Source organism: Rossellomorea sp. NPDC077527 (assembly GCF_044542955.1).
Taxonomy (GTDB): domain Bacteria; phylum Bacillota; class Bacilli; order Bacillales; family Bacillaceae_B; genus Rossellomorea; species Rossellomorea aquimaris_E.
This window is the reverse complement of sequence record NZ_JBITVL010000001.1, coordinates 492,404-511,894: the sequence shown is the minus strand read 5'-3', so window position 1 is coordinate 511,894 and position 19,491 is coordinate 492,404. Positions and strand designations below refer to the sequence as shown.

Sequence of the window (19,491 nt, the reverse complement as noted above, 5' to 3'; positions counted from 1 at the left end):
CAGTTTATTCACCGACTTCTTCATAACGAAAGCACCTCACCTTGTTCGCGATTGCTTTCTCTATTTTATATATCCGTTTAGGGGGTGGTTGAAAACCTGGAAGCAAAGGGACGGTTTTCCTGCTTCCAACCCATAAAAAAAGAAGCAAGGGAATCCCCTTGCTTCTTTTCTATTAAATCGTACTCGTATCAATCACAAACCGATACTTCACATCAGAACCCAATACCCGTTCATACGCTTCATCAATGTAATCAGCGGCAATCACTTCGATTGAAGGGACGATTCCATGTTCTCCGCAGAAATCGAGCATTTCCTGAGTCTCACGGATGCCTCCGATCAGGGATCCTGCAAATGAACGACGATGGCCGATCAATGAGAATACATTGACTTCCAGTGGCTCAGCAGGTGCTCCCACATTGACCATCGCTCCATCCAGCGTCAGCAGGGAGAGGTACGCATTGATGTCAATTTTCGCACTTACCGTGTTAATGATCAGATCAAATGTACCTGCCAGTTTCTCGAACGTCTCCGGCTCAGTGGTAGCATAATAAGCTTCTGCCCCGAATTCCAGTCCGTCTTCCTTCTTATTTAATGTACGGGAAAGAACGGATACTTCGGCACCCATGGCATGTGCAATCTTGACTGCCATATGACCGAGTCCACCCATGCCGACAACGGCTACCTTCTTCCCTGGTCCTGCATTCCAATGGTTCAATGGAGAATACGTCGTAATCCCCGCACATAGAAGAGGTGCCGCAGCATCCAGCTCGATGTTATCAGGGATGCGAAGAACGAAATCTTCCTCTACGACGATATGAGTTGAATACCCGCCTTGAGTAAGCTCACCATATTTGTCCACGCCTGCGTACGTCGGTACGTTTCCTTCCAAGCAGTACTGCTCTTCCCCTTCACGGCAGTTCTTACATTCGCCGCAGGAACCAACCATACATCCGACTCCTACACGGTCGCCGACTTTGTATTTCGCAACCTCTGAACCTACTTCTGTTACGATTCCCGCTATCTCATGTCCGGGAACGAGCGGATACTTCACTTCTCCCCACTCTCCGTGTGCCGTATGGATATCGGAATGGCAGATCCCTGCATATTTGATTTCAATCAGTACATCATGCAGATCCAGATTCCGCCTCTCGATTTCAGCCTCTCTGAAAGATTTGTCAGGACCGTCAACAGCTCGTGCTTTAGCAATTACCATGTATAAAAACCTCCTGTAATAGTAGCTTTCAAGAGAAAATGAACTCTTGTTACATCCATGGTAAACCCTATAGTGAACTCTAGGTCAAGAGATAACCCTTACTCAATCTGCTGAGTCGTTTTGCTTGGACAACAGGGGTTGACCGTGCTACGATTCTCCACAAATATAGAGTTAACTCGACGTCTAGATAACTAGAAAGGGAGCGCGAATATGAAGACCTATTCCATTGGAGAAGTGGCAAAGCAGTTGGACCTATCAATCTACACCCTGAGATACTACGACAAGGAAGGCCTCATGCCTTTTGTCGAACGGACTGAAAGTGGCACCAGACGATTTAAAGAATCGGATATCTCCGCACTACACATCATCGAGTGCCTGAAATCCACCGGAATGCCGATCAAGGAGATCAAGCATTTCATCGATTGGTGCTCGGAAGGCGATTCCACCCTGGAGAATCGATACAATATGTTCCTGGAAAGAAAAGCGACTGTGGAAGCCAAAATCAAGGAGCTACAGCAAACCATGGAAGTCATTAATCATAAGTGCAGCTATTATAAAACCGCAGTGGAAGCTGGTACAGAAGATGTTCATAAGGATAAAAAGATAGAGATTATTCATCCGTAAGGGTGCACAGGGACGGTTCTTCTGCTTCCATTTCATTTAAAAAGAAGCAAGGGAGCCGTCCCCTTGCTTCACTACCGCTGATTCAATACCCCTAAATACTCCTTCCAAGGCCCTACATCTTCCCCATATCGTTTCGAGAACACCCTCACTACTTGTGAAAGATGCGTCAAATCATGAACCACCCAAGTAGAGATGAGCTCCCGGGCCGTGACTTTTCCGAAAGCAGGATGCAATCCTGTTCGGTCAAAAGCATTTTCGTGGAGAGCCAACAGCTCATTTAATTTCTTAATATTTTCAGTTCGAAGAGCAGTAAATTCCTTTAATTTCTCATCAAGACTCCTGCTTGAAGCACCACCTTCAAGGTGAGAATGCCGGTCAAAAACAGGAAACACCATACTTTCCCCCTCTTGAAGAATCATCTTTAATCTCGGGATCCAATTCTGTTTTTCCCCTTCAATGAGATGATCCACTACTTGGACCGCATTCCAGGTACCATCGCCTTCATGGCATTCAAGCCATCCCTTCGACAAACCAGTCAAGAACGTTTCCAGAGTGACTGGAGTTCTCTCCAATATTTCGATTGCTTCATGTAGTGTGAAGTTCATCTGCTCTCCCCCTTGTAGTTTGATTACGCTTCTTCCAGTCCATCATACTTCAATAGTTGCCCTGGTTGATAGAATTTCTCAAACAATACGCCGAGGAAATAAGCAAACACAAGCCCAAAGACAATATGAATTATAGTGAATTTCATTCCAAAGGAAGCTAATTCATAAATCACAACCGGCAATTTGGAAGTTGACCAAACTCCAAGAAAAAAGACGATATAGCGTACGCTTGCCCCTTTTTTCAAAAACAGGATAGCCATTGGAAATGCTACGTATAATGGTCCCGCAGCGATGGTTCCTAATAGAAGAGAGAAAAGGATGCCATAGAATCCCGAGTCTTTCCCCATATAGCGGATCATCGTTTCCTTTTCCACCCATTTGTCCAATAATCCCACTAATAAAAGAACCGGGGGAAGAAGGTACAGCATATCCAACATGCTGTTTCCCGTCAGTTGTGCCGCTTTCCATCCTGCTGATCGGTTAACAAAAGTGAGGATGATAAAACCGACAAGCAAAAATAAAAATAAACGATACTTCTTCAAATTCTTCATACCATCACCATCCATATGAGAACCGCAAACAGAATGGACATGACAACGGCAGCTCCATTTCGTGCCAGTGCAAAACTTCTACCAAATACTTTTTGTTCCATAGGGAGCGTGACGATACCGACTGCCATGAACGAGGCCATCAATGCTGCTACTTGAGGAAGTCCAGCCCCGTTCTCCACCAGTGTTCCCCCAAGTGGGAAAACCACAAAGCTTGGGATGAGAGAAACCGAACCAATGACTGTAGAATAGATAATCCCCATAAGACCAGACTCCTTACCAACAACGGAAGAAATAAGATCGGGAGTAAGAATGGATAAAGATAAACCGACAAATAGCATAATAGCCAGCACATCAGGCATAATATTGCTAAACATTTTCCACGCCTTCTTAATGGCTTCTTTTGTTTTTTCCCTATCTTTACTGTAAGAAATCCCAGTTAAAATAAACGCTGTCCCATAAAGAATTAGACCGTTAATCATGGTGGGGTCCCATCTTCCAGTCTTCATATTTCTCTAAGAAAAAAGATAAGTTTTTGATCTTGCTTTCAATATCTTCATGAAACTCCTTCAATGTCTTTTTTCCCGATTCGGTTATTCGATACATCTTAATCGGCTTATCTGCCGTTGCATCAACATACGATTCAACCGCCTCTTCCGCCTCCAACTTTTTGAGTGTGCGATAAATAATCGCACTATCAATAGGATTTACCGGAATTTCTTCCTGGCATTTCTGAAGAAGCTGCCCTCCGTAACAATCACCTTCTGTTAAGAACATTAAAAGAAATGCACCGGTATGTCTTCCTGTATGTTTCATATATATCAAGCCTCCAACATAACTGTCATTAACAGTATACTGTTAATGACAGTTATATGTCAACAACAGTTATATATACTCGTAACGATAAGGTTAGATAAACTTATTCTTAAGTGCAACGGGAATGGTACCTGAGCCGACTTTAATGCTTCCTTTAGATTCACACAAAAAAGAGCCAAGGGACCTGTCCCCTTGGCTTTCTTTCCCTACATGGAAAACCCATCAACGTAACATGAAGAAATAAAAGTTGGCGGTGTTCCTACCCCAGGCCGTTCAAACTGAATTAGTCCCTCAAATACATTTTCTACAGTGGCATTTGTGAGATTCTGCAATGAACTACCGACTGTATTGACAGTAAATGTTGTGGATGAACCTTCGAAGTCTGAGAAAAAGGACGTAATCGGGTCTTCACAACAAGCACAGCTCCCGTTACTTTCCACCGGTTCCGGCAGACTGCTCAGATCAGGTAATGTGCTTCTCACTTGAATGGCGACAATTTGGCAGATTGGCACATAGTTCGTTTCATCATACCTTACGATGTAATCCTTTACGATCATATCCAGATTCACATTGGAGATATTGTCATCTTGCGTGAATATATTAACCGCATTGTCTTCATCCATGATCAGTAGACTGATTAGATCCTTCATGGTCTCGGTACAACAATCACAGTCTGAGTCTGCTGTAGGACCTTGTTCACCCTGAGGGCCTTGCTCTCCTTGAGAACCTTGTTCACCTTGTGGACCTTGTGGACCTTGCTCTCCTTGAGGACCTTGTTCACCTTGTAGACCTTGCTCTCCTTGAGGACCTTGTTCACCTTGTGGACCTTGCTCTCCTTGAGGACCTTCTGGCCCTTGTGGACCCTTCGATCCCTTTGGACCAGGCGGCCCTGATCTTCCTCTAGGTCCACGCTTACAGTATTTCGACATTTCGGAACAATCTTCTTCGTCTCGATGTTTCTTTTTATGTTTCTTACAATCCGACTTTCCTATTTCTTTGTCAGCCATGAGCCTCACCCACTTTCTCGTTTGGATTTTAAGAGTCACTCTACAAATGATCTCGACATCAAAATGATTCATAACATTATATGAGAAAAGTGGGTATAGGTGAGGACAACAACCCAGGGGAGGCGGAGCCGGCTTTAATGCATCCTATAGATTCCCACAAAAAAAGAGCCAAGGGACCTGTCCCCCCGGCTCTCTCTTTCTTCTATTATATAGCTGCTGCCACTCTTCGTTCTTGAACGTTTGTGACTTGGTCTCTTCCCATCGAGATATATTCGATCTCAAGGTTTGCTAGGTCTTCGTTTGAGTAGCAGTTACGCCCGTCAAATACAATCGGTGTTTCCATGAACAGGTTAGAGAAGATAAGTGTTTTCTCCACAATCTCTTTCCACTCGGTCAGGATGAACACGACCTCTGCCTGTTTGATGGCTTCTTCGATTTGGTCGACGTACTGCACTTCTTCTGGAAGTACTTTTTTCGCATTTTCGGTTGCAATTGGATCGTATCCAATGACTTCTGCTCCTTCTTCGATGAGTTCGCGGGCTACTGAGATGCTGGCAGCTTCGCGCATGTCGTCGGTTTCAGGCTTGAAGGCAAGTCCTAATAACGCGATTTTCTTTCCGTGCAGGGTGCCGAAGCGCTCTTTTGCTTTTCTGACAAGAGAGGTCTTCTGCTTTTCATTGACATTGATGACCGACTTTAATAGATGGAAATCATAGTCACGTTCTTCGGAGATTTTCACAAGGGCTTGGGTATCTTTCGGGAAGCAGGAGCCTCCGTATCCGATGCCGGCGTTCAGGAATTTGTTCCCGATTCGTGTGTCCATTCCGATTCCCCTGGCCACTTCTTCGATGTTGGCGTTCGTCCGTTCTGATAGATTGGCAATTTCGTTGATGAATGAAATCTTGGTAGCAAGGAACGCATTGGCTGCGTACTTGATCATTTCGGCACTGTGCAGGCTCGTCCGTAGAATCGGGATGCCGAATGGCTCGTTGATTTCCGCGACGATATCGCCTGCTCCTTCATGGTCAGATCCGATCACGATGCGGTCTCCGTTAAAGGAATCTTCAATGGCAGATCCTTCACGCAGGAATTCAGGGTTCGATACGACTTCTGCACAGACGTTGTCTTGTAGATTGGCCATGACGAGTTGACGTACCTTCGCATTCGTGCCGATTGGAACCGTACTCTTCGTCACGACGACCACATCTCTCGTGATGTTCTGTCCGATGCTGCGTGCAGCGTTAAACACATACGTCAGATCGGCTGCACCGTCTTCGCTTTGAGGGGTGCCGACTGCAATATAGACCGCTTCCTTGTCTTTCAGACCAATGATGTAATTGGTGGTGAAGTCTAGGCGACCGGCTTCACGATTCTTCTCCATCAATTCTTCCAATCCAGGTTCATAGATAGGGGAAATCCCTTTTTTCAGTTGATCGACCTTTTCTGGATTGATATCGATACATGTGACCTCGTGACCGATTTCGGATAGACATACACCTGTCACAAGTCCCACATATCCCGTTCCAATAATGGCAATTTTCATCGTAATTCCTCCTCAAATAAAGATTGTTCATTCTGGTTGTTGCCGCAAGCATTAGTGAATGCCCATGTACTCTTGATTGGTCATGATCTCTTTCAGATATCCTCTCACATCATCGCTCAAGTCAGGGCGACGCAGGGAGAAATCGATCGTAGCTTTGATAAAGCCGAATTTATCTCCTACATCATAGCGTTTACCAGAGAAATTATAAGCCAGTACATTTTGTGTTTCATTCAGGATTTTGATGGCATCTGTCAGCTGGATTTCGTTGCCGGAACCAGGTGGTAATGTCTCAAGGATCGGCAGGATATCCGGAGTCAGCACGTAGCGACCCATGATTGCATAGTTGGATGGTGCATCTTCGGTCTTCGGCTTTTCCACCACGGATGAGATCGCGACCAGATTTTCATCCAGCGTCCGGTTATCAAGTGGTGAGATGACACCGTACTTGGATACATCCTCTTGTGGAACCTCCTGCACACCCAATACCGATGACTGATATTTATCAAATACGTCAATCAGTTGCTTTAGGCAAGGTGTTTCAGACTTAACGATGTCATCCCCGAGTAGGACGGCAAACGGTTCGTTGCCGATGAAATGACTCGCGCATCCGATGGCATGTCCAAGTCCTCTTGGTTCCTTTTGACGGACGTAGTGGATGTTCGCCAAGGACGAGATGTCCTGAATTTCATCTAATCGGGTATATTTCTCTTTTTTCAAGAGTGTTTCTTCTAATTCATAGGATTTGTCAAAATGATCTTCAATCGCACGTTTTCCTCTGCCACTGACAATCAGAATATCTTCGATGCCTGATTTGACCGCTTCCTCTACTATGTATTGAATCGTCGGTTTGTCGACGATCGGAAGCATTTCTTTCGGCTGAGCTTTGGTGGCCGGTAGGAATCTTGTCCCTAAACCGGCCGCAGGAATGATGGCTTTACGTACTCTCATTTACAACATCTCCTTTAGTAGAATCATTGTTTTTTATAATGGTAAGGGGCTTCTTAGCCTCGAGTTCCCCAAGAAGTGGAACGAAGAGTTAATAGAGCCCAGAAACGCATCGGGCAAAGGATGACTAGGAACAGTATCCCGTATATAGGTGCCAGCAAGAAGGTCAATGGCCTCTTATAGGCGTAGAACACATTCCGTGCATAGGCACTGATTACCACGTACGCCAGGTAATAGACGAGCATGATTAATCCCATGGTTGTCGATGTATAATACACCGCGAAGATCAGGGACACACCAAAGGCGAGCCACAAGAACATTTCAAGCATGACCCATACGAACACATTCGGTTTCGTAAGGCCGATTTTCAGTGCGATCAAGCTTTCGCGGAAGAACGATTTGTTCCAGCGGTTTTGCTGCTTGATCAAGGTTTTCAAACTGGTCGGTGCATCGGTGATACAACGGGCCGTTGATTGGTATAACGTCTTTCCTTCCCGGATCGCATAGTTCGTAAGACAGCGGTCGTCTCCTAGCTGTACTTGTTGTCCGAGGAATTTCTGATTTCCATAATGATCTAGATTCTTCATAACCACTTCGCGGCGGTACGCACTAAGTGGTCCACTGCATACTAACACGTTATTCGTAACAGAATGCGCTGCACGTTCAACACGGAACGCATTGTCATATCGCATATCGATCAAGCGGGTCAACACATTATCCGTACGATTTCGGATGTTTACATGTCCCGTCGTCGCGACGACTTCTTTATCATTAAGAGGTTTCAATAACTCTCTGACTGCATTCGAGAATACGGTGCAATCGGAATCGACTGTGATGAATACATCTCCCGTCGCTCTTTCAAATGCCCAGATTTGCGCATGGCGCTTTCCTTTATTTTGCGGAAGACGGTGGACGATAAGATTCGGCATATGGAAGGATGGGTTATCCTTCTTCAATTCCGAGAATGTCGCTCCTACACCGGCTTGTAGATTTTCATGTAATTTCTGTACGGCGTGATAGGCAGATACATCCTTACTTCCATCATCGATGACGAAGATTTCATGAACCGGATAGTCCTGCTTCAATATACTTTCGATTGTTCCGAGAACCGCCTGCGGCTCTTCATTATAAGAAGGAATAACAACCGAAACCTTCAGATCAGGTGGATCACCCATGATTTCCTGGTATTTAAATGATAAAAGCATTTTTCCTAATAGGTAACTGATCATGACGGCACCGTAAAGTCCGATTGTTAAGTTCAGCTTATCTGAAGCTGTCCAGTTCACGTAGAACAGGGCCAAGACGGTAAGTAGAAACAACGTGATAACAAATGTCTTCTCTTTGGAGGAAAGTTTCTTCTGTGTTTGTAGATTGGTATTATCCATTCCTCCTGGCAGATCTTGTTCCAGTTTAGCCATTCCCATTCTCCTCTCGTATATAAAATGTATTTCTTTCCTTCGCTAATCTTCCCGTTTCCGATTTCCGTAACGGGGAGGTTTCACACACCGATCTTATAAAACCCAACCGGCACTTACAATCTATCTATTTACACCGAGACTATTCTCACTCTTCTTTCAAACCGTTCACCGGAAAGCTTTCATATCAACGTTGGAAACGATTACTTTTCCCGCGTTCATCATTACTTTATACTGTAACGCGTTTGTAACATTGTCACGAAAAAGGTCTGATCCTGCCGATTCATGTCAACGAAAAACAGGAAGAGGTCAGACGTTCGTCCGTTACTTTACAAACAACATATTCCTGTAATAACGCTGAAAAAATAAAAGTGGATTCTTTTCTATTTTTTTGTGTAGATCCCTATTTCCCCCAGTTGTGAAAAAATTCAGTCAAAAAATGAGACGTGTGGCATGCCCCTTTCTCGATGTATGCGCTTCATATTCCAATTTCACCCATATAACGTGTATTTCATATCATTCTATTATCATCCTCACGCTCTCGATAAGTAAATATTTGTAAGAAAAAGGACCAAATCTTCGTGAAGAAAGAATCATGGTCCCTCTTCTGCCCATCAACCCCCTGTTGCAGGTTACCCGCCTGGGTGCTATATATGGGGAGAGTTCAAGCTGAAAGGGGCCAATGAATGATAGAAGTGAAAAATGTATCAAAGAAATTTCCTAACGGAGAACATCAAGAATATGTCTTAAAGGACGTTCAATTTGAAATAAAACGGGGAGAATTGGTCGGGATCTTTGGCAAATCCGGAAGTGGTAAGTCAACCTTATTACACATTCTTTCGGGAATTGACACTCCGACTTCCGGCACCGTACAGATAGATGGATCGAATATTGCCAGTCTCTCTAACAGGGCCCTCACGAAATGGAGAGGAAAACATGTCGGAATCGTATTTCAGTCCTTTCATCTTATTCCGACCCTGACCCTGGTAGAGAATGTGATGCTTCCAATGGAATTTGTGAATAACCGAAAGCGAAAGAGGCAACGTGCACTGGAGCTGTTGGATCAAATGGGGCTCGGAATGAAAGCAGACAAGTTCCCGGCATCGGTCTCAGGCGGGGAGAGACAACGAACCGCTTTCGCCAGGGCACTGGCCAATGACCCGCCGGTGATCGCAGCAGACGAACCGACGGGTAACCTGGACTCCCAAACATCCAAAGAGATCTTCGAACTGTTCCAGGAACTGGCCGAATCGGGGAAAACGGTCCTGTTTGTCACACATGACCTCGACTTTTATGAGAAAGTCTCAAGAAGGCTTCATGTTGAGGATGGATCTGTTTATGAAACCCCTTCGCAAAGGGTGTGATAAGCATGCCGATATACGTAAGGCTTGCCTTAAGAAGCTTCTTTCACCAAAGAACAAAAGCATTATTGATGTTGGGATCGTTACTGTTCTGCCTGATTTCCATCGGTACGCTGCTCAACTCGAAATACTTATTTCAAGAACTGCTGGAGAACAGCCGGCAAACATCAAACCTAGCCGATATCACCTTTTACACCGGGCGATTTGATCAAGACATCGATTTTGTTTCTTCTATAGAAGGAGTCAAACACGCGGAAGCGAAGACCGAAGTGAGAAGCCGTGCGAAGCTCCATGGGGAGTATATGAATCTTCAGTTACTGATCGTACCGAATGATTCCCGCTACTCCATCAATCAAACGAAACTCATCGACGGTGATCCTTTACGGAATCAAACGATCTGGATCGAGAAAGCCACCGCCGAAGATACGGGATTGAAGCAGCAGGAAAAAATGGATATCATTCTGCCATCCCAAACTAAAGGGTCGGATCTTACCGTGGCCGGTGTCGTCCAGGATCAATCCCGGATTCCGGCGAAGTACAGCGGGATTGGGTACGGCTTTATTTCTGAAGCGACGGCAAAGAAATGGAATATCCCACTATCGAAGAACATGATTCACGTGAAGCTCGAGGACGGATCGAAACAGAATGAAATGGTCAAGAAACTGCAAAAAAGTCTGGAAGACAACGGAATCACGGTTTACCGTAGCGAAACCTCGTCCGAGACGTTTTTCATCAGGGAGACGATGGTCGATTCATTGTTGAACATCTTTATTCTCCTTGGATTGTTTGCGTTTGTTCTTGGTTTCATCTTAATCGTCCATATCTTCCATCGCATTATCTCGGAGGATATCTATTCCCTTAGTATTCAGAAGGTAACCGGGGCCACATACGCTCATCTCTGGAAACAGTACCTTCTATTGATATTCCTGATTGGAACGGTGATCAGTACGCTGTCTATTCCGATCATCAGCGTGGCCTCACGCTATTTCGTTTCATATCTCGGGGCAGAATTGAATTTCGGACGTGAGCTGACGCAATGGATATCACCGACCCTTGCCCTTGGGTTACTTATTCTGTCGTTCATCATCCCGTTATTCGGTGCCATCGTACCTGTCAGGAGCTTGCTTTCCTCCCCTATGGTGGAAGGACTGAAGGGATCGGGACGATTACAGATGAAGGCATCGGGCAGAAGCCGGCGACGATTCTTTCACCTGTCCCTTCTGTCCATTCGGAACATTTTATCAAAGAAGAGCCAGTCGATCCTGAACATCCTCATGCTTTCCTTCGGCGGAGCGGTCATCATTGCCTGCTTCTCCATGCAGGAATCACTGGGGCACACAATGGAAGAGATGGATGACTTCTGGCACCATGATGTGGAATGGTCTTTCAGCAGTCCCCTTCCCAAGAACGAGATCACTTCCCTGGCAGAAAGCATCGATGGCGTGAAAACCGTCGAAGGCTGGACGAAACGAAATACAGAGGTGAAGGATGCTTCTTCCTCTGATTATATAAATGCGTTACTGTACTCCCTTCCGGCAAAATCTGAATTCATCAAGCCGGAGCTTGTAAAAGGACGCTGGCTGAATCCGGAACACCCTGATGACATCGTGGTGAACTCGGAGCTTGCAGAGAAATTGGGACCGGTATCCACTGGCGACACCGTTTCGTTGCAGATTGGAAAAGAGAAAAAGGAATGGCGGGTGGCCGGTATCATCAAAAGCTCCCTGACCGGTCCATCGGTTTACATGGTTCAGCCCTCCTATCAGAGTTGGCTCGGACAGGAGACCATCAACCGTTTAATGGTGGAAAAGAAAGACGGTACAGACGTCCACTCTCTCCTGAATGATGGAGAAGACGTATTATCATCCAATGGGATTCGGATTGAAGGATCCGAAACGGTCGAGAGCATGAATGCACGACCGAAGGAGATCATCAAGCTCGTTCTGTTGACGATCGCCTGCATTGGCTGGGTGTTTTCCATCGTTGGAATCGTCAATCTGATGATTGCAGTCAGCATGAATATCTATGAGCGGACACAAGAAATCGGGATCATGAAGAGCCTCGGGGGATCCAATGCGAAGGTTTATGGATTATTTATCGGGGAAAGCACCATCGTCGCAGTATTAGGCTGGGGACTTTCGTGTGCGATGTCCTATCCGCTTAATTGGCTGCTCGGATGGAAGCTTGGGGATTCGCTCCTCCATTTCACGATCAATCCGCACATTTCACTGAAAGGCAGCATGATTTGGCTGTGCATCAGTTTACTGATCGGATTCGCATCCAGTGTCGTACCGTTAAAGAAAACGCTGAAACAGAAGCTTACAACCTTACTATAAATCGTATTGTCCCTGGAGGAATGATTCATGAAACGCGTACTATTTCTACCCCTTTTTCAAATGGAATCAGGACATCATCGAACGGCTGATGCGTTGATCGAAGCCTTTCACAAACAAGATCCTGACATCCAATGTACGAAAGTGGACTTTCTCAGTTACACGAACCAAACCCTGGAGAAGGTCATCTCACAGCTCTATTTGAACTGGATCACGAAATGGCCGTCTGCCTACAGCTGGATGTACACATCTTTCTTTCAGAAAGACAAATCTTTCATGCACTCCCTGTATGAAACGCTGTTCGTGGAAAAGATGGAGCAGCTCTTGGAGGAGGAGCAGCCAGACCTCATCCTCTGTACCCACAGCTTCTCTTCTCTCTTAATCGATAAACTGAGAAGCTATGGGATCGAAACGGCTCCCGTCGTGAATGTGTATACCGATTTCTTTATGAATGGGGTCTGGGGAAAAGAGCACGTGGATATGCATATCGTCCCCACCTCCGATATGAAGCAAACGCTGATCGAAGGTGGAGTCGATTCCGATTCGATCAAGGTCTCAGGAATTTTGACCAATGACACGTTTAAAAAACGGAAGCCAACGAAAAAGGATGCTAAGCTCCATGTACTCGTCGGCGGCGGAAGTCTCGGATTGGGGGATTCCCTTCAATCCCTTGTCACTAAAAAGGGGTCAAGCAAGATCGACTATACGATCCTTTGCGGTCATAATAAGGAACTCCTGGATCATGTCCAGGCATTGAAGTCTCCGAATATAAAGGGAATGTCGTATATAGCAGAAGCAGAACAAATGAATCACCTGTACAACTGGGCCGATGTCCTCATTACGAAACCCGGTGGAATCACGATGGGAGAGGCCATCAAGAAAATGCTTCCGATCTTTGTTCATTCGGTGCTGCCAGGTCAGGAAGAAAAGAATATGAAGTACTTAGAAGAGGAAGGATTGGTGCACAGACTGAACCCGAACACTCCAATCGACCGGCAGGTAATCGCCGTCCTGAAAGATGAGAGTGCTCAATTCTTAATGAAGAAATCACGACATCAATTTGTAAAGAACATCGATGTATCGTCCTGCAGCGAACTGGCTGGCCTATTGACCGAGACCTACTTACAGGAACATCCGGATGAACATATTCGCTTCATCGATGACGTATTTTCGAAGTTATATCAAACTCTTTAGTTATTTCGTTTTTTAAACAATTGATAATAGATGAAACTACAACCGACTAACATGATGATGGTATAAACAAGCTGGTAGCCGAATCGAAAGATCTCAAAAAAGGCAGACATATGGATCACTCGCTTTTTACTATTTTATTTCCATGTCTTCCACCGAACGGGATATTTCATCCTGGGGTAAAAGACCCTATTTCCGTTTCTAGTCTTATATCGGTATAAAGGTACTATTGTTTATAACCTATTCCATCAAAGTTACACACATCCAATTTTTGATAATTAAGAAGATTCCTTCTATTTATACTGATTATAACATCTGTCTATCAAAATCATACTGGAATACATCACCAATACCCGAGGAGGAATAGAATATGGCAGCTCAAACAGAAACGAAGCCAAGCAACAAAAAGTATATTTTCGAAATCCATTTCTTACGCGCCTTTGCCTGCTTACTGGTGGTAGGCGTTCACGTCTCTGCCACCCATTACGGAATGAACGATGAAACGTGGAATTGGTTCACCTATTTCCTGAATCAATATGGCCGATTTGGTACCACCATCTTTGCTGTCATCAGCGGCTTCCTGCTCTTTTATCAAGTCAAAAGACGTGGATTCGAGCTTGGCCGTTTCCTGCAATCAAGATTTTCAAAGATTGTCATTCCGTTTCTCATCTGGAGCGTCGCTTACCGCTATCTGCTCTTCCATTATGATAAGCAGACACTCGGAGACCCAGGAGCTGAAATCACGAAAATCCTGACGGGAGATTCATTCTATCATCTCTATTTCGTCGCCATCGTTGTGCAATTTTATATTATTTTTCCATTCTTGCAGAAGATCTTCCGGACGCAGACGCTGCTCTTGATCTTCACGTTCGTCTCATTGATCATCAGCTATCAGCTTTACGGCTTTCACCCTGACATTGATGGAGCGCTCGGGGAATTCCTTGCCAGCAAATCATTTATGCCGATCTGGATTTTCTACTTCGCCTTTGGCGGCTTTATGGCGTATTTCTGGGAAGAGATTGTCGCGTTCGCCACGAAACGCCCGTGGAAAATGCTTGGGGTCATCCTGTTGATTTCTGCCGGTGCCGTCTTTGAATATCAAACGAAAGGATACGTATCCAACCGTCGATTGACGAACCTGGTGAACATCCCCGTCCTCTGTATCGCGGTGGTAGGGATATACCCATTCCTGTCAAAACTAAACATCGTCAAAAAGACGTTAACCGTCATCGGCCAATATTCCATGGGGATCTACCTGATCCATCCGATGATCCTATATTTATTCGCCCGCCATCTTCCGGAAACCTATTGGCAGGCACAATATGTTCCACTGATGTTCTTAGCCGTCATGGTAATCGCAGCTGTCTTCATCCGGATCCTTCAGTTCATCCCGCTGAGCGGATTCATCATTCCGGTTCCGAAGATCAAGAACAGTAAACGAAAGCCAGCCGTACAACCAGAACACAAAGCATCCGCATAAAGAACCAGAAAGCAGCCCCTTGGCTGCTTTCTTTTATTGGTAAATATTGATAAATCCTTTCTTTTTGTGTAAAAAGGTTCATACCCTTCCGATACTATTGGAGGATATAATTCCTATTTTATTCAAAAGGAAAGGAAATACGTCATGAAAAAAGGATTGATTGTTATCGCCATGCTGATCCTGTGTGTTGCCGGAGCGTCAAACGATACCGCTGCGGACAACGGTATGATCAATGTCAAAGCCTATGGAGCCGTCGGGGATGGAAAAACGGACGACACAACCGCCATCAAAAAGGCACTCTATTATGGAAAGAACCGAACCGTTTATTTTCCAGAGGGAACCTACCTCATCACCGATACCGTAACCGTCAAAATGAATACAGAAGTCTATGGAGAAAATGCGGTCATCAAAGCAGCTGCACCGGGAGACACGATGTTTCGAATCTACGGGGAGAACATACACATACACGACTTAACGATCGATGGAGGTCGTACATTCCTACGCGGGATGACCATGATGAACGGAACAAGCAACCTGACAGTGAAGGATGTTGAGCTTACCCGCTTCAGCCAGCCCGATGATTCTCCTCTGTCCACGTCCACGCCGATTGCTATCCGTGTGGAAGGTGGCGTCCAGGAAGTGTTGTTCGAAGGTTTGACGATTCAAGATGTCTTTGCCAAAAACATTTCATCCAATGTCGGCTGGAACCATAAAGTCGCCCGTGGGATCCTCATCAGCCCTGCTTTATCTACCCAACCTGTGAGCCGGAACATCACGATCCAGCATTCGTTGATTTCAGATATTGGGCCTAAAGATGATGGAGACGGGATCGTCGTCCAGGGATTTCAGGATGATGTGCACGTGACCATCCAGCACAATACATTTGAACGAAATCATAAACGGGCGATCAAAATCCAGTCCCCGGGTGTGATTGTCGCTCATAACCAGATCCACAACAGCTTTTATCAGGATAATGTCTATGACACGTATAAAGAAACCAATGAATACGACATGTGGTCTGCTATATCGGTTTATGAAGACAATGTAGAGATCACGGAAAATACAATCGACGGCATTGGAAGATATTCGGCCGCCATTGATATAGCCGGTGGGAATAACGTCCGTGTCAGCGGGAATACGATTGCCAATCGGGAAGCTTCCCCTGCATCGGATGTAATCCGGATTAACAAAGGCTATGATGGGACGAGTTCATTCACCAACATATCCATTCAGGATAATTCTTTGAGAAATGGCCGTTATGGGATCAATGTTGTTGCTGGTGTCGAACAGCTGACTCTATCGGGGAATACGTATGATGGGGTAGAGCGCTTGGCTAGTAGTGGGATTGAGGCTAAATAATAGAAGAAATAACTTCCTTTTGGGAGTTATTTTTTTTGAGGGACGGACCTTCGCCGAGTTCTTTTTCTTATCTTTTATCGAATCAAAATCTCCCCATACCACTCTTGTAACAATTCTCTTAAAAATGTCACAGCCACACCGTTATATTACAACCTTCTATCATTTTAGTATGGACCCCATCCCCTTCCCTCAAAGTATGTTACCTTTACCAAACAGACTATCAGGATGAAAGGTGAGACGATTGACCATATCGAAGAAAACAACACTCATTTCACTGGCCATCATACTACTGGCGGCCATCATGATGCTTTTCATTCCTGACGATGAACAGGAAAAGCCTAAAGAAAACACCCTACCCAAATTGAAACAACGATATACTACCTATTTAACGGACTCGCTCAGCGACCAGGACATAGGTTCCCTCGAGAAAAAACTGAACAGTGAAGGAAAATTCTCGGATATCACGTACAAAGAGAGTGCTGAAAATCCGCGTGAAACCGTGCAGCACTTAGAGCGTTTGGAAACCATGGCAAAAGCCTATCATACACACCAGGATCAAGAATTGAAAAACGACATCCAGGCAGGACTGGAATACTGGAATTCTCATCCCGTAACAGCCGGAAACTGGTGGTGGAATAAGCTGAGAATCCCGATGCTCATGAGTAATATCCTCCTGCTGATGGACGGGGAACTCCCGACGAACACCGAGGAAGATTCGTTAAACCTACTGCAAAAATATACAGAATCCGAATCTCCCCCACAGCACGGTCTGAACTTAATTCAAGGTGAAAAAGTGAGGTATGTCACCGGTTTAGTGCGGGAAGATCCCGTGGCCATCAAGCACGCGGTCTCTTCCATTGAAGAATCATTAAAGGTGAGCAGTATCGGCATCCAGCCCGATATGACGTTTCACCAGCATGAACAATCCGTCCAGACCGGTACATATGGGATACGGTACGCATTAGAGGTGTCGAGGATGTTCACCTATGTGCACGGAACACCCTATTCTTTTTCCAGTAAAGACTATCATTTGCTCTCTCACTTTATCCTGGACGGCATTCAATGGTTCATCACCGGTGACACCTTCGATTACACGTCATTGGGAAGAGGGATTACTCGGAAGGATAATGAACTCCAGGATGTGATATCCACCGCCAGGATGATGGAAACATTACCGACCAACCGAAGTGATGACTTCAATCGTCTGATCGAACGCCTGGAAGGCAAGCGTCCCCCATTCACCGGCAATCGGGCGTATGAGAAATCCGGATTGATGGTTCATCATCAGAAGGAGTACTACAGCTCCGTCCGGGTACTGCCGGAGGAAATGACATCAAGCGAGCCGTACTATAACGGAGAAGGCATCAACAATCGTCATATGGCCGACGGTGCGAATCTCTTCTATTTAAAAGGGAACGGTTATGCAGGCATCTTTCCGGTCTGGGACTGGCGCAAGATCCCCGGGACCACCGTCGTCCACAGCGATGATAAGAAAGAACCCCTTTCCGGCAAAAACAATGACACCTTCATGTTCAGTGATGGGAAGAATGGGGTCTCTGCCATGAATATGAAGTATCAGGAATTATCCGCGAAGAAATCATGGTTCTTCTTCGGGGACAGTATCGTTGCCCTAGGTGCCGATATCCATTCGGAGAGCAAGCACCCGATCGTCACGACCATCGACCAGCGCATCTGGAATCAGCCGGTTGAAACGTCCGAAACACCAACACTCAATGATTCCACTCACGAGACGATTGATAAACCGAGCTGGGTCTACCACGACGGCATCGGATACCTGTTTCCCGGAAACAACGACCGCATCCACCTGATGCTGAACAAACGGGAAGCGAGCTGGAATAAAATCAATCAACGGTATGACGGCGAACCACAGGTCAAAGAAAAAGTACTGAGCCTTTGGATCAATCACGGTCACAAACCGAAGTCGAATCGCTATCAATATATCGTCGTACCCGGTGCGACGAAAGAGGAATTCAATGCGATCAAAAGCGACTCTCCTATAGAGATCCTTCGCAATGACCGGGATGTTCAAGTCGTGAAGAACAAGAAGCTACAGTTGACGGAAGCCGTCTATTGGAATGCCGATACGTTTAAAACATCTGATGGTTTACTCATCAGCATGAATCAAGCAGGGATTCTCCAGCTAAGTCGGAACGGAGACGATTGGAGCATCAAAGTCAAAGCCGCCAAACACTCTGCCAAACTGAAGGTCATCGTAAAAAACAAAGAGAGAACGCTGATTGAGCGGGAATCGAAAGCAGGATCCATCAATATGAAATATAACGCCAGATAAAAAATCAGCAGCCTTAAAAGAAGCGTAATGAACACAGAGCATGCTACAATAAAGTTGATTACATTAAAGGAGGAATTGCCATGTTCTCAACGAAAAATGATTTCTTACAAGAATGGAAACAAGAAGCTGCCGTCACTCAAAAGGTATTAGACGCATTGACGGACGAGTCACTGAAGCAAGAAGCGACACCTGATTTGTACAGCATCGGAAGCGTTGCCTGGCACATCACGGGAGCTACATACTACTTCCCTGCTCAGCTTGGCATCACATTCGAGGTGCCGGATCTTCGCAAAGACGCACCAGTGTCAGCTGCAGAAATCAGCGAAACGTATAAGCTCGTCAGCGACCGCCTTGCAGAAGCCGTTTCTGAGCAAGTGTCTGATGAGAAAATGAACGAAATGGTGAATCTCTTTGGAATGGACATGCCGGTTCAAGCCGTATTCCGCCTGTTAATTCAACATCAGGCTCATCACCGTGGACAATTGACGGTGTTAATGCGTCAAGCTGGTTTGAGAGTTCCTGGCGTGTATGGCCCGAGTAAGGAAGAATGGGAAGCGATGAATGCGCAGAAGAGTTAAATGAGTGAGGAACAGCCGGCTGAGGCCGGCTGTTTTTTATTTTCCAAGTACTTATATTGATCATTTAACCCGTTCTGGACCTAATTTGTGTAAATGGAACCTATCAAACTCTTTTTATTAACTATGTACGGGGCTAATGAAAGGTATTTGAGGGTTGCAAAG

17 protein-coding genes are annotated in these 19,491 nt (G+C 45.4%); 8 read left to right on the top strand and 9 right to left on the bottom strand.

Going from position 1 to position 19,491, the window contains the following annotated elements:
• Positions 1–172: 172 nt before the first annotated feature.
• Positions 173–1,213 (bottom strand): NAD(P)-dependent alcohol dehydrogenase, encoded by a 1,041-nt coding sequence (locus ACIGG7_RS02550; protein WP_397548669.1) that lies wholly within the window; start codon positions 1,211–1,213, stop codon positions 173–175.
• A 210-nt stretch (positions 1,214–1,423) separates the two neighbouring features.
• Between ACIGG7_RS02550 and ACIGG7_RS02545 the strand changes: the two genes are divergently transcribed.
• The gene (locus tag ACIGG7_RS02545) at positions 1,424–1,837 is read left to right on the top strand and encodes a MerR family transcriptional regulator (RefSeq protein ID WP_397548668.1); all 414 of its coding nucleotides are present in this window, start codon (positions 1,424–1,426) and stop codon (positions 1,835–1,837) included.
• 71 nt (positions 1,838–1,908) lie between these two features.
• On the opposite strand, the gene ACIGG7_RS02540 is transcribed toward ACIGG7_RS02545, so the two are convergent.
• The 8 genes from ACIGG7_RS02540 to ACIGG7_RS02505 form a co-directional block, all read right to left on the bottom strand.
• Entirely contained in the window at positions 1,909–2,442 is a 534-nt protein-coding gene (locus ACIGG7_RS02540; protein WP_397548667.1) for a DinB family protein, read from the bottom strand.
• 23 nt (positions 2,443–2,465) lie between these two features.
• Positions 2,466–2,993 (bottom strand): permease, encoded by a 528-nt coding sequence (locus tag ACIGG7_RS02535; RefSeq protein ID WP_397548666.1) that lies wholly within the window; start codon positions 2,991–2,993, stop codon positions 2,466–2,468.
• The gene (locus ACIGG7_RS02530; protein WP_397548665.1) at positions 2,990–3,472 is read right to left on the bottom strand and encodes a hypothetical protein; all 483 of its coding nucleotides are present in this window, start codon (positions 3,470–3,472) and stop codon (positions 2,990–2,992) included. Before ACIGG7_RS02530 ends, ACIGG7_RS02535 begins: the two co-directional genes overlap by 4 nt.
• Positions 3,465–3,806 carry a PadR family transcriptional regulator gene (locus ACIGG7_RS02525; RefSeq protein WP_397548664.1) on the bottom strand — a complete coding sequence of 114 codons (342 nt, stop codon included), beginning with the start codon at positions 3,804–3,806 and terminating at the stop codon, positions 3,465–3,467. Before ACIGG7_RS02525 ends, ACIGG7_RS02530 begins: the two co-directional genes overlap by 8 nt.
• A 206-nt stretch (positions 3,807–4,012) precedes the next feature.
• On the bottom strand, positions 4,013–4,813 hold the full coding sequence (locus ACIGG7_RS02520; protein ID WP_397548663.1) for a hypothetical protein: 801 nt from the start codon (positions 4,811–4,813) through the stop codon (positions 4,013–4,015).
• A 205-nt stretch (positions 4,814–5,018) separates the two neighbouring features.
• Complete coding sequence (locus tag ACIGG7_RS02515) at positions 5,019–6,356, bottom strand: UDP-glucose dehydrogenase family protein (protein ID WP_224942344.1); 1,338 nt, start codon at positions 6,354–6,356, stop codon at positions 5,019–5,021.
• Positions 6,357–6,407: 51 nt separating this feature from the next.
• A complete protein-coding gene (gene galU, locus ACIGG7_RS02510; protein WP_397548662.1) occupies positions 6,408–7,304 on the bottom strand; it encodes a UTP--glucose-1-phosphate uridylyltransferase GalU in 897 nt (298 codons plus the stop codon).
• A gap of 53 nt (positions 7,305–7,357) precedes the next feature.
• Positions 7,358–8,719 (bottom strand): glycosyltransferase family 2 protein, encoded by a 1,362-nt coding sequence (locus ACIGG7_RS02505; protein WP_224942340.1) that lies wholly within the window; start codon positions 8,717–8,719, stop codon positions 7,358–7,360.
• A gap of 683 nt (positions 8,720–9,402) precedes the next feature.
• On the opposite strand from ACIGG7_RS02505, the gene ACIGG7_RS02500 reads away from it, so the two are divergent.
• From ACIGG7_RS02500 to ACIGG7_RS02470, 7 genes are all read left to right on the top strand, one after another.
• Complete coding sequence (locus ACIGG7_RS02500) at positions 9,403–10,080, top strand: ABC transporter ATP-binding protein (protein WP_397548661.1); 678 nt, start codon at positions 9,403–9,405, stop codon at positions 10,078–10,080.
• A gap of 5 nt (positions 10,081–10,085) precedes the next feature.
• Positions 10,086–12,413: an ABC transporter permease gene (locus ACIGG7_RS02495; protein WP_397548660.1), complete on the top strand. Its 2,328-nt coding sequence runs from the start codon at positions 10,086–10,088 to the stop codon at positions 12,411–12,413.
• A gap of 27 nt (positions 12,414–12,440) precedes the next feature.
• Positions 12,441–13,604: an MGDG synthase family glycosyltransferase gene (locus ACIGG7_RS02490; RefSeq protein ID WP_397548659.1), complete on the top strand. Its 1,164-nt coding sequence runs from the start codon at positions 12,441–12,443 to the stop codon at positions 13,602–13,604.
• A gap of 367 nt (positions 13,605–13,971) precedes the next feature.
• The gene (locus ACIGG7_RS02485) at positions 13,972–15,081 is read left to right on the top strand and encodes an acyltransferase (RefSeq protein WP_397548658.1); all 1,110 of its coding nucleotides are present in this window, start codon (positions 13,972–13,974) and stop codon (positions 15,079–15,081) included.
• 144 nt (positions 15,082–15,225) lie between these two features.
• Complete coding sequence (locus ACIGG7_RS02480) at positions 15,226–16,440, top strand: glycosyl hydrolase family 28-related protein (RefSeq protein ID WP_397548657.1); 1,215 nt, start codon at positions 15,226–15,228, stop codon at positions 16,438–16,440.
• A gap of 241 nt (positions 16,441–16,681) precedes the next feature.
• Positions 16,682–18,751 carry a polysaccharide lyase family 8 super-sandwich domain-containing protein gene (locus tag ACIGG7_RS02475; RefSeq protein WP_397548656.1) on the top strand — a complete coding sequence of 690 codons (2,070 nt, stop codon included), beginning with the start codon at positions 16,682–16,684 and terminating at the stop codon, positions 18,749–18,751.
• An 80-nt stretch (positions 18,752–18,831) separates the two neighbouring features.
• A complete protein-coding gene (locus ACIGG7_RS02470) occupies positions 18,832–19,329 on the top strand; it encodes a DinB family protein (RefSeq protein ID WP_397548655.1) in 498 nt (165 codons plus the stop codon).
• Positions 19,330–19,491 lie beyond the last annotated feature (162 nt).

What these genes read in the sequence shown, in the direction of transcription:
- ACIGG7_RS02550 (WP_397548669.1), bottom strand. Translation starts at nt 1,213, where the DNA reads ATGGTAATTGCTAAAGCACGAGCTGTTGACGGTCCTGACAAATCTTTC.
- ACIGG7_RS02545 (WP_397548668.1), top strand. Translation starts at nt 1,424, where the DNA reads ATGAAGACCTATTCCATTGGAGAAGTGGCAAAGCAGTTGGACCTATCA.
- ACIGG7_RS02540 (WP_397548667.1), bottom strand. Translation starts at nt 2,442, where the DNA reads ATGAACTTCACACTACATGAAGCAATCGAAATATTGGAGAGAACTCCA.
- ACIGG7_RS02535 (WP_397548666.1), bottom strand. Translation starts at nt 2,993, where the DNA reads ATGAAGAATTTGAAGAAGTATCGTTTATTTTTATTTTTGCTTGTCGGT.
- ACIGG7_RS02530 (WP_397548665.1), bottom strand. Translation starts at nt 3,472, where the DNA reads ATGATTAACGGTCTAATTCTTTATGGGACAGCGTTTATTTTAACTGGG.
- ACIGG7_RS02525 (WP_397548664.1), bottom strand. Translation starts at nt 3,806, where the DNA reads ATGAAACATACAGGAAGACATACCGGTGCATTTCTTTTAATGTTCTTA.
- ACIGG7_RS02520 (WP_397548663.1), bottom strand. Translation starts at nt 4,813, where the DNA reads ATGGCTGACAAAGAAATAGGAAAGTCGGATTGTAAGAAACATAAAAAG.
- ACIGG7_RS02515 (WP_224942344.1), bottom strand. Translation starts at nt 6,356, where the DNA reads ATGAAAATTGCCATTATTGGAACGGGATATGTGGGACTTGTGACAGGT.
- galU (WP_397548662.1), bottom strand. Translation starts at nt 7,304, where the DNA reads ATGAGAGTACGTAAAGCCATCATTCCTGCGGCCGGTTTAGGGACAAGA.
- ACIGG7_RS02505 (WP_224942340.1), bottom strand. Translation starts at nt 8,719, where the DNA reads ATGGCTAAACTGGAACAAGATCTGCCAGGAGGAATGGATAATACCAAT.
- ACIGG7_RS02500 (WP_397548661.1), top strand. Translation starts at nt 9,403, where the DNA reads ATGATAGAAGTGAAAAATGTATCAAAGAAATTTCCTAACGGAGAACAT.
- ACIGG7_RS02495 (WP_397548660.1), top strand. Translation starts at nt 10,086, where the DNA reads ATGCCGATATACGTAAGGCTTGCCTTAAGAAGCTTCTTTCACCAAAGA.
- ACIGG7_RS02490 (WP_397548659.1), top strand. Translation starts at nt 12,441, where the DNA reads ATGAAACGCGTACTATTTCTACCCCTTTTTCAAATGGAATCAGGACAT.
- ACIGG7_RS02485 (WP_397548658.1), top strand. Translation starts at nt 13,972, where the DNA reads ATGGCAGCTCAAACAGAAACGAAGCCAAGCAACAAAAAGTATATTTTC.
- ACIGG7_RS02480 (WP_397548657.1), top strand. Translation starts at nt 15,226, where the DNA reads ATGAAAAAAGGATTGATTGTTATCGCCATGCTGATCCTGTGTGTTGCC.
- ACIGG7_RS02470 (WP_397548655.1), top strand. Translation starts at nt 18,832, where the DNA reads ATGTTCTCAACGAAAAATGATTTCTTACAAGAATGGAAACAAGAAGCT.